The 12,867-nt window shown below is 72.0% G+C and carries 10 protein-coding genes; 5 read left to right on the forward strand and 5 right to left on the reverse strand.

The annotated features are described in order from the left end of the window. Positions 1–149: 149 nt before the first annotated feature. Together HDG68_RS14305 and HDG68_RS14310 are read right to left on the reverse strand one after the other, a co-directional pair. Positions 150–1,298 carry a Gfo/Idh/MocA family protein gene (locus tag HDG68_RS14305; protein WP_172153256.1) on the reverse strand — a complete coding sequence of 383 codons (1,149 nt, stop codon included), beginning with the start codon at positions 1,296–1,298 and terminating at the stop codon, positions 150–152. 53 nt (positions 1,299–1,351) lie between these two features. Then, complete coding sequence (locus tag HDG68_RS14310) at positions 1,352–3,319, reverse strand: DUF6807 family protein (RefSeq protein ID WP_246254042.1); 1,968 nt, start codon at positions 3,317–3,319, stop codon at positions 1,352–1,354. A 256-nt stretch (positions 3,320–3,575) separates the two neighbouring features. Here HDG68_RS14310 and HDG68_RS14315 point away from each other — a divergent pair, with 256 nt between their 5' ends. The 4 genes from HDG68_RS14315 (at position 3,576) to HDG68_RS14330 (ending at position 8,620) form a co-directional block, all read left to right on the forward strand. Next, positions 3,576–4,499: a carbohydrate ABC transporter permease gene (locus HDG68_RS14315; RefSeq protein WP_172153260.1), complete on the forward strand. Its 924-nt coding sequence runs from the start codon at positions 3,576–3,578 to the stop codon at positions 4,497–4,499. After that, complete coding sequence (locus HDG68_RS14320) at positions 4,492–5,436, forward strand: carbohydrate ABC transporter permease (protein WP_172153262.1); 945 nt, start codon at positions 4,492–4,494, stop codon at positions 5,434–5,436. Before HDG68_RS14315 ends, HDG68_RS14320 begins: the two co-directional genes overlap by 8 nt. A gap of 82 nt (positions 5,437–5,518) precedes the next feature. After that, positions 5,519–6,853: an ABC transporter substrate-binding protein gene (locus tag HDG68_RS14325; protein WP_172153264.1), complete on the forward strand. Its 1,335-nt coding sequence runs from the start codon at positions 5,519–5,521 to the stop codon at positions 6,851–6,853. 171 nt (positions 6,854–7,024) lie between these two features. Further along, the gene (locus HDG68_RS14330) at positions 7,025–8,620 is read left to right on the forward strand and encodes a UxaA family hydrolase (protein ID WP_172153266.1); all 1,596 of its coding nucleotides are present in this window, start codon (positions 7,025–7,027) and stop codon (positions 8,618–8,620) included. Positions 8,621–8,764: 144 nt separating this feature from the next. Here HDG68_RS14330 and HDG68_RS14335 read toward each other — a convergent pair whose 3' ends face one another. Then, complete coding sequence (locus HDG68_RS14335) at positions 8,765–9,256, reverse strand: MarR family winged helix-turn-helix transcriptional regulator (RefSeq protein WP_343037597.1); 492 nt, start codon at positions 9,254–9,256, stop codon at positions 8,765–8,767. Between the two features lie 118 nt (positions 9,257–9,374). On the opposite strand from HDG68_RS14335, the gene HDG68_RS14340 reads away from it, so the two are divergent. Further along, positions 9,375–11,642, forward strand: a complete 2,268-nt coding sequence (locus HDG68_RS14340; RefSeq protein WP_172153270.1) for an LLM class flavin-dependent oxidoreductase — start codon at positions 9,375–9,377, stop codon at positions 11,640–11,642. Between the two features lie 23 nt (positions 11,643–11,665). Here HDG68_RS14340 and HDG68_RS14345 read toward each other — a convergent pair whose 3' ends face one another. Then, positions 11,666–11,944, reverse strand: a complete 279-nt coding sequence (locus HDG68_RS14345) for a hypothetical protein (RefSeq protein WP_172153272.1) — start codon at positions 11,942–11,944, stop codon at positions 11,666–11,668. Between the two features lie 91 nt (positions 11,945–12,035). Then, a complete protein-coding gene (locus HDG68_RS14350; protein ID WP_172153274.1) occupies positions 12,036–12,839 on the reverse strand; it encodes a MerR family transcriptional regulator in 804 nt (267 codons plus the stop codon). Positions 12,840–12,867 lie beyond the last annotated feature (28 nt).

Raw genomic sequence — 12,867 nt, forward strand, 5'->3', positions numbered from 1 at the left:
GAACACCCGCCGCCACTGCCGCGGCACCGGCACACCACCACGAACCATCCAACACCTCCACCATCAAGGTGTTGCGATGACCGGTTGAAACCGCCGGTCTACCTCGCGGTGCGGTGCGGATCGAGGCGGGGTGGGGTAGGGCGCCCGGCTCAGCGGGTCCAGGGCGCCCCGAGCTCTCCGAAGGTCTGCTGGGTCCGGGCCACGCGCTCGCACCACTGCTCCACGTCGCGCACCTCGGGCCGGCGCTCGTCGCCCTCGCCGTGCCACGTGACGTGCTCGGCCGGGATCGGCGCCGGGTCCGGCCCGGTCCGCACGGCCTCCATGACCCGCATGAACGCGCCGGTGTCCCGCACGTCGCACAGGAGGCGGCGGTCGGGGTCGGACGAGGCGCGGACCTCGAGGAGGTCGTCGATCAGCGACGTGCGGCCGTACGTCTTGTCCATGATGATGCGGTTGCTGCGCAGCACCAGGCGGTCGTGCTCGTAGGCCAGCTCGATCTCGCCGCGGGTGCCGCTGACGATGATCCTGGCGTCGGAGCGCTCGGGTGCGCAGAGGGTGAGCCCGAACCCGTAGCGGGTGCCGTCGGTGGCGGTGACCCGGACCGATGACGTGTCGTCGGACTCGATGGGGTTGGCCCGGTACAGGTCGGTCTCCACCCAGGCGATGTCGTCGGCCCGGGTCACGCCACCGATCCGCATCGCCGTCGCGACGGCGTGGGCGAGCGGGTTGGTCACCACGCCGTCGACGACGTCCCGGCCGTCGAGCCGCCGTCGTCCGGCCCAGGGGGCACGGTTCCAGTACGCGGTGTCGCGCACCCAGGTGCCGACGGCGCCGTAGCCGAGGACCTCACCGATCTCGCCGCGCGCGACGAGCTCGGCGGCCGCGGGGACCGCGTGCGACCCGAACGTCTGGAACCCGACCTGGCACAGCCTCCCGGTCCGCTCGGTGACGGCCACCAGCTCCGTCAGCTCCGCGAGCGAGGCGGTGGTCGGCTTCTCGAGCAGGACGTCCATCCCGGCCTCCATCGCGGCGCGGGCGAGGGGCAGGTGGGTCGGGATGGGCGTGCACAGCACGACGACGTCGGGCCGGACGTCCGGGTCCGGGGAGGACAGCAGGTCGCCCAGCGTGGGGAACCAGGCGGTGCCGGTGCCGTGGGCGCTGTGGCCCTCGAGCGGTTCGCGCGGGTCGACGACGGCAGCCAGCCGGGCGCGACCGGCGTCCTGCAGGGCGCGGCTGTGCTGGACGTGCTTCTCGCCGTGCCCGTGGATGCCGACGACGGCGATGCGTGGGGTGGTCATGTGCTCTCCGGGTGGTGGTCGGCTCGGGACGGCGAGCCCGGCTCGCCGGACGGTCAGCGCAGGCCGGTCGCCAGCTCGGCGGCCTGGTCGGCGTCGAGCTCGCGGTCGATCAGCGCGGCGACGACGCCGGTCTCGACCGTGCCGCCGGCGGGGATGTGCAGGGGGGTGTCCCAGGCGAGGGCGGGGCAGGCGCCCGGGTACTCCTCGGAGCGCAGGAACCAGTGGCGCGCCGGGGACGTCTGGGTCAGCAGCGTCGTCGTGGCGCGCTCGTCGCCGCGGGCGTCGCGGTGCCGCTGGACGAACGCCACCCACGGCGAGGTGGAGCCGTGGGCCGCGTCCTGGCCCTCGCCGGCCACCGAGAGCACCCGGGTCGAGGCGGCGATCGGCAGCCGCCAGAAGACGCCGCCGTACCCGGCGCCCGGACGACCGTTGGTCGCGGGGGAGCGGATCTCGAGGGGGCCGTGCGCGGCGTGCAGCGTGGAGCGCCAGTCGAGCACCCAGCCGTCGGCGAGGAGTCGCGCGCCGATGCGGCGCCGCTCGTCGAGCAGGGGGTCGCCGTTCTCGTCCGTCCACGCGACGGTGTCGAGCAGCACGTTGGGCGTCAGGGGGTCGATGGTGGTGCCGACCGAGGTCTGGCGGCCGTGGTTGGGCAGGAGCGTGGGGCCGACGTCGGTGACGAACGTGCGCCCGCCCCAGTAGCTCGTGCCGTTGACGTCCGGCACCGCGATGCTGACGCCGTAGTGGTGCCGGTGGTCCACGGGTCCGGACTCGGTGAGCGGGACCCCGGCCAGCGAGTGCACCGGGTGCAGGTACGGGCGGGGGGAGTGGATCGTGGGCAGTGCTGTCCCGGAGTCGTACCGGGACAGCGGCACGTGGTCGGCGCTGCGGCGGAGCACGGGCACGCCGTGCTCGACCGACCACGCGGGGGCCTGCTCGGGCTCCTGCTCGGCGGTCGCCTCCATGACGGGGGCGGTGGCCTCCGTCGACGAGACGTCGGCGTGCACGGCGTCGCGGGGGACGGGGCCGGTGCTGGCCCGCTTCTCGAGGCGGACGCCGAACCGTGTGGTCTCGGCGGCGCCCGCGGCGTTGTCGATCACGGCGTGGAGCTCCCTCCAGGCGTGGCGCCCCAGCTCTTCCTGGGGGACGGCCACGGTGGTCAGGCCCGGTGTGGCGTACCGGGCGAGTTCGATGTCGTCGAAGCCGCACACGGAGATGTCCGAGGGGACGGCGACGCCGGCCTCGTTGAGGGCGGCGAGCAGGCCGAAGGACACCAGGTCGTTGAAGGCGACGGCGGCGGTGACGCGGCTGGCGAGGACCGCCGGTGCGGCGGAGTGCCCGGCGGCGATGTCGGACCCGGTGGGCACCTCGACGATCTCGAGGTCCGGGTACCGTGCCGTGGTCGCGGCGAGGCCGCGACGGCGGGCGAGGTCGGAGACGGAGGCCGGCGGTCCGGCCAGGTAGGCGATGCGGCGGTGGCCGAGGGTCACGAGGTGCTCGACGACCTGGACCATCGCGTCGGTGTAGTCCACGACGAGGCTGGGCGCGCCGCCGGCGACCTCGCGGTTGACGACGACGGCGGGGGTGACGTCGGGCAGCAGGGCGTCGAGCGCGGAGTCGGGCATCCGCGGGGAGACGAGGATGAGCGCGTCGCACCGGGTCCGGGCCTCGAGGGCGATGGCCGCCTCGGTGGCGGGGTCCTCGGCGGAGTCGGCGACGAGGACGCGGTACCCGTCCTCGCCGGCCGCGGAGGAGACGCCGCGCAGCACCTGCTGGAAGGCGGGGTTGCCGAGGTCGGGCACGACGAGGGCGACCGTCGTCGTGCGGCCGAGCGACAGGCTGCGCGCGACGTTGCTGGGACGGTAGTTGAGCTCGATCGCCGCCTCCTGCACGCGTGCGGAGATCGCGGGGTCGACCGTGCTGCGGCCGTTCATCACCCGGGAGACCGTCGCACGGGAGACGCCGGCCGCGGATGCGACGTCGGCGATCGTCACCGTGGGACGGCGTGTGGTGGCGCCGGGCATCATTGCCTCCGTCCTCGGTCACGCGCAGATTGCGCGTGGATCACGTCTTGATCACAACCGGCGCCGAGATGGCTCTCCGGTCCCAGATGCTGACGGTACACCATAGGAAACCGGTTCCTCGTGTGATACGTTCCACGACAGCAACCGGTTTCCCGGTCCGGAGCACGGAGCTTCGCGGCCGGCGGTCAATGCGATCGACGACGATCAGGAGGACGACGATGGTGTCCATCACGGCGCCGCACGGGGAGGTGCGGCCATGTCTGTGATCCAAGAGGTCGCCAAGACCCGTGGCGCGAGCCGCGAGACGCGCAAGGGCGACGGCAAGGCTGCAGCGATCTTCCTCGCGCCCTGGTTCATCGGGCTCGGCCTGATCACGGCCTTCCCGCTGCTCGCCTCGCTGTACCTGTCGTTCACCGACTACTCGCTGCTCGAGGCCCCGAACTGGATCGGCCTGGAGAACTACACCGAGATGTTCGCCGACCCGCGGTGGACCAAGTCCCTCGCGGTGACGTTCCAGTACGTGTTCATCTCCGTGCCGCTGCAGCTCGCCGCCGCCCTGGGTCTGGCGATGGTCCTCGACCGGGGCCTGCGCGGGCTGGCGTTCTACCGCTCGGTCTACTACCTGCCCTCCCTGCTGGGCAGCTCGGTGGCCATCGCCCTGCTGTGGCGCCAGGTGTTCGGCGCGGACGGGCTGGTCAACCAGGTCCTGGCCTACTTCGGCATCGAGGGCGTCGGCTGGGTGTCCCACCCGGACTACGCGCTCGGCACGCTGATGATCCTCAACGTGTGGACCTTCGGTGCACCGATGATCATCTTCCTCGCCGGCCTGCGGCAGATCCCGACGATGTACTACGAGGCCGCCTCGATCGACGGGGCGAGCAAGCTCCGGCAGTTCTTCAACATCACGATCCCGCTGCTGAGCCCGATCATCTTCTTCAACCTCGTGCTGCAGCTCATCGGGGCCTTCCAGACGTTCACCCAGGCCTACATCGTGTCCAACGGGACCGGCGGGCCGATCGACTCCACGTTGTTCTACACGCTGTACCTCTACAACGAGGGCTTCGGGTCGTACAACATGGGCTACGCGTCGGCGATGGCCTGGTTCCTGCTCCTCATCGTCGCGGGACTGACCGCGGTGAACTTCTTCGCCTCCAAGTTCTGGGTCTTCTACGATGACTGACACCCCCGTGCGCCCCGACGCGCCCACCGACCGGCAGCGGGTCCGCGAGCAGCGACCGCTGAGCGAGCTCGCCGCCGAGATCCCCGACACCCCGCGCAAGCGGAAGGTCGGCCCCCGCGCCCGCCGCATCCTCAAGCACGTCCTGCTCATCGGCTTCGGCCTGGTGATGCTCTACCCGCTGCTGTGGATGCTGTCGAGCTCGTTCAAGCCGAACGAGATCATCTTCCGCGAGCCGGGCCTCATCCCGACCGAGCTCGACCTGACCAACTACAGCCAGGGCTGGTTCGCCCTCCTGCACCCGTTCCACCACTACCTGCTCAACTCGGCGATCGTGGTGCTCGGGTCGGTGCTGGGCAACCTGATCTCGTGCTCGATGGCGGCCTACGCGTTCGCGCGGCTGAAGTTCCGCGGCCGGCCGCTCTGGTTCGCCATCATGCTCATGACGATCATGCTGCCGATCCACGTGATCATCGTGCCGCAGTACATCCTGTTCTCGTCGCTGGAGTGGATCAACACGTTCCTGCCGTTGATCGTGCCGAAGCTCCTCGCCACCGACGCGTTCTTCATCTTCCTGATGGTGCAGTTCTTCCGCGGGCTGCCCAAGGAGCTCGACGAGGCCGCCAGGCTCGACGGGTGCGGCCACGGGCGCATCTTCCTGCGGATCATGCTCCCGCTGTCGCTGCCGGCCCTGGCGACCACCGCCATCTTCACGTTCATCTGGACCTGGAACGACTTCTTCAGCCAGCTGATCTTCCTGACGGATCCGGAGATGTACACGGTTCCGATCGCGCTGCGGACGTTCATCGACTCCACGAGCGCCAGCTCCTGGGGACCGCTGTTCGCGATGTCGATCGTGTCCCTCGTCCCGATCTTCTTCATCTTCCTCTTCGGCCAGAAGTACCTGGTCAAGGGGATCGCCACGACCGGCATCAAGTGACCGCTCGACCCAGGGTCCCGATGGTGGGGCCCGCTGCAAGATGACAACGACGACGTTCTCGTCACGCACAACAAGGAGAATCATGCGAGCAACGACCACACGCGGCCGCAAGCGCGCTGCGTTCATCGCCCTCACCGCCGCCGGTGCCCTCGCGCTCGGCGCCTGCTCCGGCGACTCGGGCGGCCCCGGGGGCGGCGGGGACGACGACGGCGGCAGCAGCGAGTCCGGTGACGTCGAGATCCGCTTCTCCTGGTGGGGGTCGGACGACCGTCACCAGACCACGCAGGAGATCATCGCGCTCTTCGAGGAGAAGAACCCCGGCATCACCGTGGTGCCGGACTACACCGACTGGGGCGGCTACTGGGACAAGCTGGCCACGACCGTGGCCGGCGGCGACACCCCGGACGTCATCACCCACGAGGAGCGGTTCATCGCCGACTACGCCAACCGTGGCGTGATCGCCGACCTCGAGTCGCTCGACATCGACACCGCCGAGATCCCCGAGAGCATCGTGGACTCGGGTCGCGTCGACGGCACGCTGTACGGCCTGGCCACGGGCGTCAACGCCTACGCGATGGTCGCCGACCCGCAGATCTTCGAGGAGGCCGGCGTCGAGATGCCGGACGACACCTCGTGGACGTGGGACGACTTCGTCCAGGTCTCCGCGGACCTGTCCGAGGCCGCCGGCGACGGCGTCTGGGGCACGCAGGACATCGGCTTTAACGAGGCCGGCCTGAACATCCTCGCCCGCCAGAAGGGCCAGACCCTCTACAACGAGGACGGTTCGCTGGGCGTCGACCAGGAGACCGTCGCCGAGTTCTTCCAGATCGGCGTCGACCTGCAGGAGGCCGGCGGCACGCCGGACGCCTCGCGCACCATCGAGTTCCAGAACGCCGGCCCCGAGGGCTCGCTGCTGGGCACCAACGCCGGTGGCATGGGCATCTGGTGGTCGAACCAGCTCGGCGCCCTGAGCGACGCCTCGGGTCACGAGCTGGAGCTGCTGCGGGTGCCGGGCGAGTCCGAGTACGAGCGCACGGGCATGTACTTCAAGCCCGCCATGTTCTACGCGGTCTCGGCCACCACCGAGCACCCGGAGGAGTCGGCGGCGTTCGTCGACTTCCTGCTCAACGACCCGGAGGTGGCGCAGATGCAGCTCACCGACCGTGGTCTGCCGTCGAACCTGACGGTGCGTGAGTCGATCACGGACCAGCTGGCCGACGCCGACGCCCGCGTGGCGGACTTCATGGCCGACCTCGAGGACGAGATCGTGGACGGCCCCCCGGTCCCGCCGAACGGTGCCGGTGACGTCCAGGACATCATGATCAACCTCAACTCCGAGGTGCTCTTCGGCTCGATGACGCCGGACGAGGCGGCGGAGGCGTTCCTGACCCAGGTCGCCGACGCCACCGAGGGCTGAGCCACCTCGGCCCCGAGCTGATGCCTCAGCTCACCTGACCCGAAGGGTGCGGGGTCGCCGACCGGGAACCTCCGGCGGCCCCGCACCTGACGGTCCCACCCCCGGGAACGGGGGTGGACCACCGCCCCGCCGCCGGCGGGGCGCAGCCATGTGCAAGGACGGTATGACCCGATGAGCGACCTGCTGGTGCTGCGCGACGGCGACGACGTCGCCGTGGCGACCCGTGACCTGACCCCCGGCGACCGGGCCGTGACGCCCGACGGGAGCACCGTCGTCGTGCACGGCGACGTCCCGCGGGGGCACAAGCTCGCGCTGCGCGCCGTGGCCACCGGGGACCCGGTGCGCAAGTACGGCCAGACCATCGGCGTCGCCACCGCCGACATCGCCGTCGGCGACCACGTCCACGCCCACAACCTCGGCTTCGACCCCGGCGAGCGGGAGGCGCCGCTCGGCGGCACCCGCACCGAGCTCGTCGTGCCCGACGGCCCGCGCCCCACGTTCCGTGGCTACCGGCGCGCCGACGGCCGGGTCGGCACCCGCAACTACGTGGCGATCCTGACCAGCGTCAACTGCTCGGCGTCGACGGCGAAGATGATCGCCGACAGGTTCCCCCAGGACGAGCTGGACGCGTTCGAGAACGTCGACGGCGTCATCGCGCTGACGCACACCTCCGGCTGCGGCCTGGTCCCGGACTCCGAGGGCGGCCAGGTGCTGCTGCGGACCCTGCGCGGGTACGCCGCGCACCCCAACGTCGCGGCGGTGCTCGTGCTGGGTCTGGGCTGCGAGATGGTGCCCGGGTCCGCGCTGGCCGCCCGCTCGGGGACGGTCGCCGACCTGGGGATGCCGGGGATCGGCGCCCCCGACCCGGCCGAGAGCTCGGGACTGCTCGCCGGCATACCCGAGGACACCGTGGTCCGCTCGATGACCATCCAGGAGACCGGCGGCATCCGCGCCACCGTGCGCGCGGGCGTCGAGGAGATCCGCGCGATGCTGCCCACCGTGAACGCCCGGCAGCGCACCGAGTGTGACGTCTCCGAGCTGGTGCTGGGCCTGAACTGCGGCGGGTCCGACGGCTACTCCGGCATCACCGCGAACCCGGCGCTCGGTTGGGCGTCGGACCGGATCGTGGCCTACGGCGGCACCTCCGTGCTCGCCGAGACCCCCGAGGTGTACGGCGCCGAGCACCTGCTCACCGCGCGTGCGACGCGGCCCGAGGTCGCGAAGAAGCTCCTCGACCAGCTCGAGTGGTGGCGCTCCTACATGGCCGCCGGGCAGGGCACCCTCGACAACAACCCCTCGCCGGGCAACAAGGCCGGGGGACTGACGACCATCCTGGAGAAGTCGCTCGGCGCGGTCGCCAAGGGCGGTCAGGCCGACCTGGCCGCGGTGTACGACTACGCCGAGGCGATCACGGACCGCGGCTTCACGTTCATGGACACCCCCGGGTACGACCCGGTCTCCGTGACGGGCATCGTGGCCGGCGGCGCGAACGTCGTCGTGTTCACCACGGGCCGCGGGTCGGTGTTCGGCTGCCGTCCGACGCCGTCGATCAAGGTCGCCACCAACACCCCGATGTACGAGCGGATGAGCGAGGACATGGACCTCAACGCCGGTCGCATCGTGGACGGCACGGCGTCCCTCGAGGAGGTCGGCGCGGAGCTGCTCGCCATGATCCTCGCCGTCGCCTCGGGCGAGCAGACCGTCTCCGAGGAGCTCGGCATCGGTGCGGAGGAGTTCATCCCCTGGCACCTCGGCGCGGTCACCTGACCACCCGGCCGTTGTGGGCATGAAAAATGCAGCCGTGCACCGTTGTACGGCTGCATTTTTCATGCCCACAACGGCGTGCGGTGGTTCGGAGGGTCGGGCCTTCGTGGCGGCGTGCGGCGTCGGCCCGGACCTCGGCGGCGGTGCTCAGGCGTCGATGACGCGCGCGACGACGGCGCACCGGTCGTCGCCGGGAGCGGCCCCCGTCGCGGCCCGGGTCAGCAGGGCGCGGAGGTGCTCGCGCTCGGCGTTGTCGAGGTCGGCGAGCAGGGCGTCCTCGGCCGCGTGGACACGGCCGTCGAGATCGGCCAGCACCGTGCGACCGTGGTCGGTGGCGACGATGCGGCGGGCCCGCCGGTCCGCGGGGTCCTGCCGGCGCTCGACGAGGCCGCATCCGACGAGCTCGTCGAGCAGGTAGGTCATGACGGTGCGGTCGATGCCGAGCCGGGCGGCCAGCGAGGCCTGGGTCGGCGGGGCGTCGTGGACGACGGCGGCGAGCACCTCGTACCCGCGGGCTCCGTGGGGGACGTCGGCGCAGGCGGTGGCGACGCCGTCGCTCCATCCGCGCAGCAGGGCCGCCAGCGGCCAGCCGAGCGGCGTGTGCGCGGTGGTCCCGTCCGCCGTCGTCTCCGTGCTCACGAGGCCATCGTAGCCCGCAATCGATGGCATCTCAGATGAGTTGTCGGTGATATCGTCTGCACAGAAGACGATTCTGTCGGCGTCGGCGGATCGGCCCACTCTCGCCCGGAGGTTCCCCATGACGGACTACGGCCACGACCTGCACTTCGGTGCGTTCGTCACGCCGTCGAACCGCGACCCGCAGCAGCCGGTCCGCCTCGCGCAGGCGGCCGAGGCGTCGGGGCTCGACCTGGTGACGTTCCAGGACCACCCGTACCAGCCGGGGTTCCTCGACACCTGGACGCTGATCTCCTACGCGGCCGCCGTCACCGAGACCATCCACCTGGCCGGCAACGTGCTCAACCTGCCCCTGCGCCAGCCGGCGGTGCTCGCCCGGTCTGTCGCCAGCCTCGACCTGCTCAGCGGTGGACGCATCGACCTGGGTCTCGGCGCCGGCGGGTTCTGGGACGCCATCGAGTCGATGGGCGGCACCCGCCTCACCCCCGGGCAGTCCGTCGACGCGCTCTCCGAGGCGATCGAGATCATCCGCGGCATCTGGGACGCCGGCGAGCGACGTCCCCTGCGCGCCGAGGGTGAGCACCACCGCGTCGCCGGCGCCAAGCGGGGGCCGGCGCCCGCGCACGACGTGCCGATCTGGCTGGGCGCGTACAAGCCGCGCATGCTGCGGCTCGTCGCCCGCCAGGCCGACGGCTGGCTCCCGTCGCTGGGGTACATGAAGGACGGCGACCTCGCCCGCGGCAACGCCCTGCTCGACGAGACCGCCGAGGAGGCCGGGCGCCACCCTGCCGAGATCCGGCGCCTGCTGAACGTCCAGGGCACGGTGACCGCCGACCGGCAGGGGTTCCTGCAGGGGCCGGTGGACCAGTGGGTGGACGAGCTCGCCGGGCTCGCCCTCGAGGACGGCGTGGGGACCTTCATCGCCGCGACCGACGACCCGCAGCTGCTCGCCGTCCTCGGCGGGGAGATCGCGCCCGCCGTGCGCGAGCTCGTCGCCCGTGAGCGCGCCACGGCCGGGACAGCACCCGCGGCGACCCGCCGGGGACGGGCGGCCGTCGAGCTGCGTCGTGACGGCATCGACTACGACGCGGTGCCCGCCACGTTGGCGAGCTCCGCCGTCGAACCCGGCGACCGCGCCTACGACACCGTGCGTCACAACTACCTGCGGTCGGGTGCTCCCGGTCTGGTGCTGCGGCCGCGCAGCACCGCCGAGGTGGCCGACGCCGTGAGCTTCGCGCGCTCGCAGGACGTCCCGCTGGGCATCCGCTCAGGTGGGCACGGCATCAGCGGCCGGTCCACCAACGACGGCGGGATCGTCGTCGACCTCGGCGCGCTGGACCAGATCGAGGTCGTCGACGAGGCGACGCGGCGGGTGCGGCTCGGGGTCGGCGCCACGTGGGGGCAGGTCGCCGAGGCGCTCGCCCCGCGCGGCTGGGCGATCAGCTCGGGCGACTACGGCGGCGTCGGGGTGGGCGGGCTCGCCACCGCGGGCGGGGTCGGGTTCCTCGGGCGCACCTACGGCCTGACGATCGACCACGTCGTCGCCGCGGAGGTCGTCACGGCCGACGGCCGGGTCGCCCACGCCTCCGCCGACGAGAACCCGGACCTGTTCTGGGGACTGCGCGGCGCCGGCGGCAACCTCGGCGTCGTGACCTGGGTGGAGATCGAGGCGATGGCGCTGGAGAACGTCGTGTTCTCCCAGATGGCGCTGGACGCCACCGACACCGCGGGTCTGCTGGAGCGGTGGGGCGCCGCGGTGGAGTCCGCGCCGCGCGAGCTGACGAGCTTCCTCATTCTGTCGCCGGCGCGCCGCGGGCAGGGTCCGGTGGCCCAGCTCATGACCGTCTACGCCGGCCACGACACCGACGCCGCCGTCGAGCAGCTCGAACGGCTGGCCGACGCCGGGCCGCTGCTCGGGCACCAGGCGTACCTGCTGCCGTACTCCGGCGTCGTGCAGGCGGGGGACAAGCACCACTCCGGCGGGGGAGACCCGGCGGTCCGGTCGGGTCTGGTGACCCACCTGGACACGGCGACGAGCAGGGCGTTCGAGCGGCTCGCGCACTCGGGCGACGCGTACTTCCTGCAGATCCGGGCCACCGGCGGGGCCGCGCACGACGTGCCCGACGACGCGACGGCGTACGCGCACCGGCGGCAGAACTTCCTGCTGTCGGCGATGTCGTCGAGCCAGGAGCGGATCGACGCCGCCTGGGACGCGACCATGGCCGAGCACACCGAGGGGCTGTACCTGTCCTTCGACACGGACACCCGGCCCGAGCGGCTCACCGAGGCGTTCCCCGAGCCGACCCTGTCGCGGCTGCGCGAGGTCAAGGCCGAGTGGGACCCCGACAACATCTTCCGGGCGAACTTCCCGATCCCGCCGGCCCTCTGAACCGTCCGGGGCGGGAGGGGCGGTCAGGGGCCGAGAGCGCCGATCGCCACGGAGAACAGCACCGACGCGAGCGCGGCCAATCCGAGCAGCGCGCCGATCAGGCCGCGCCACATCCCCGGCCGGCCGTCCCGGTCGGCGACGTGGCTGCCGAACGAGCCGAGACCGAGCGCGGCGACACCGAGCGGCGCCGAGACCCAGTCCCCGATCACCGGCACGAGCGCGCAGACCAGCGCCGCGATCCCCAGGGCGAGCGCCCACTCGCAGGACCGAGGTGCACCGTGCCGCGTGCCGTCGTCGTGCATGCCCGTCCTTCTCGCTGTGGGCGCAAGACCTGGCCCGTCGTGCCCGAGATGTCGAGATCTCACGCACAGAAATCGTACCCACAGCGAGGGGTCAGGCGGGGGTGACGGGCTGCTGCAGCTCGGTGACCCAGTCGGACTGGTCGTCGCCCTCGGCGCGCACGTAGCGCTCACGGCACGGGGCATCCGGGACGAGCCCGCGCGCCGTCGCCTCGGTGTGCAGGGCCTGCCAGCTCGCCGGGATGCGCTCCACGGGCCCGAGGTGGACAGCGCACACCGCCTGCTCGACCGCGGGCAGAGTGACGATCTCGACCCCGTCGCGCGGTGCGCCGTCGTAGGCGTACCCGACGACGACGTCGATCCCGTCGGCGCCGATCGAGTACTGCGCGACCGGCGTCTCGAGCAGGCCCCGGTTCGGCTGCAGCGCCTCGGCGACCGCGTCGAACAGCGGCCCGACGACGGCACCCACCTCGGGCTGCTCGCTCACGTGGGCTCGTCGCGCGGCCAGGCGCAGCGCGGGCAGGGGCTTGACGACGATCTCGATGGTGGACATGGTCTTCTCCTCACTGATGAGCCGGAGCCGCCGTGCCACGTCGGAGAGCCGGGCCGAGGCCAGCGCGTGCTCACGCTCGACCGCCTCCCGCCGGGTCTCGAGCAGCTCGGTGAGGCGCTCGTCCGCGACACCGTCGGCCAGGACCGCCGCGACGTCGTCGATCCCGAAACCGAGCTCGCGCAGCGCCACGATCCGGTGCAGCCGCGCGAGCTGGGACGGGTCGTAGGACCGGTACCCGGTGTACTCGTCCACGTGGGCGGGCACGAGCAGCCCGGTGGCGTCCCAGTGCCGCAGCATGCGGTGGGTCACCTGGCCGATCTGCGCGAACGCTCCGATGGACAACATGACACCGTTCTCCCGTCTGCCACCGTGT

It is taken from the genome of Isoptericola chiayiensis, from assembly GCF_013149805.1.
GTDB classification, from domain to species: Bacteria; Actinomycetota; Actinomycetes; order Actinomycetales; family Cellulomonadaceae; genus Isoptericola; species Isoptericola chiayiensis.

Coding starts and splice junctions, on each gene's coding strand:
- HDG68_RS14325 (WP_172153264.1), top strand. CDS start 5,519: ATGCGAGCAACGACCACACGCGGCCGCAAGCGCGCTGCGTTCATCGCC.
- HDG68_RS14320 (WP_172153262.1), top strand. CDS start 4,492: ATGACTGACACCCCCGTGCGCCCCGACGCGCCCACCGACCGGCAGCGG.
- HDG68_RS14350 (WP_172153274.1), bottom strand. CDS start 12,839: ATGTTGTCCATCGGAGCGTTCGCGCAGATCGGCCAGGTGACCCACCGC.
- HDG68_RS14340 (WP_172153270.1), top strand. CDS start 9,375: ATGACGGACTACGGCCACGACCTGCACTTCGGTGCGTTCGTCACGCCG.
- HDG68_RS14330 (WP_172153266.1), top strand. CDS start 7,025: ATGAGCGACCTGCTGGTGCTGCGCGACGGCGACGACGTCGCCGTGGCG.
- HDG68_RS14305 (WP_172153256.1), bottom strand. CDS start 1,298: ATGACCACCCCACGCATCGCCGTCGTCGGCATCCACGGGCACGGCGAG.
- HDG68_RS14315 (WP_172153260.1), top strand. CDS start 3,576: ATGTCTGTGATCCAAGAGGTCGCCAAGACCCGTGGCGCGAGCCGCGAG.
- HDG68_RS14310 (WP_246254042.1), bottom strand. CDS start 3,319: ATGCCCGGCGCCACCACACGCCGTCCCACGGTGACGATCGCCGACGTC.
- HDG68_RS14345 (WP_172153272.1), bottom strand. CDS start 11,944: ATGCACGACGACGGCACGCGGCACGGTGCACCTCGGTCCTGCGAGTGG.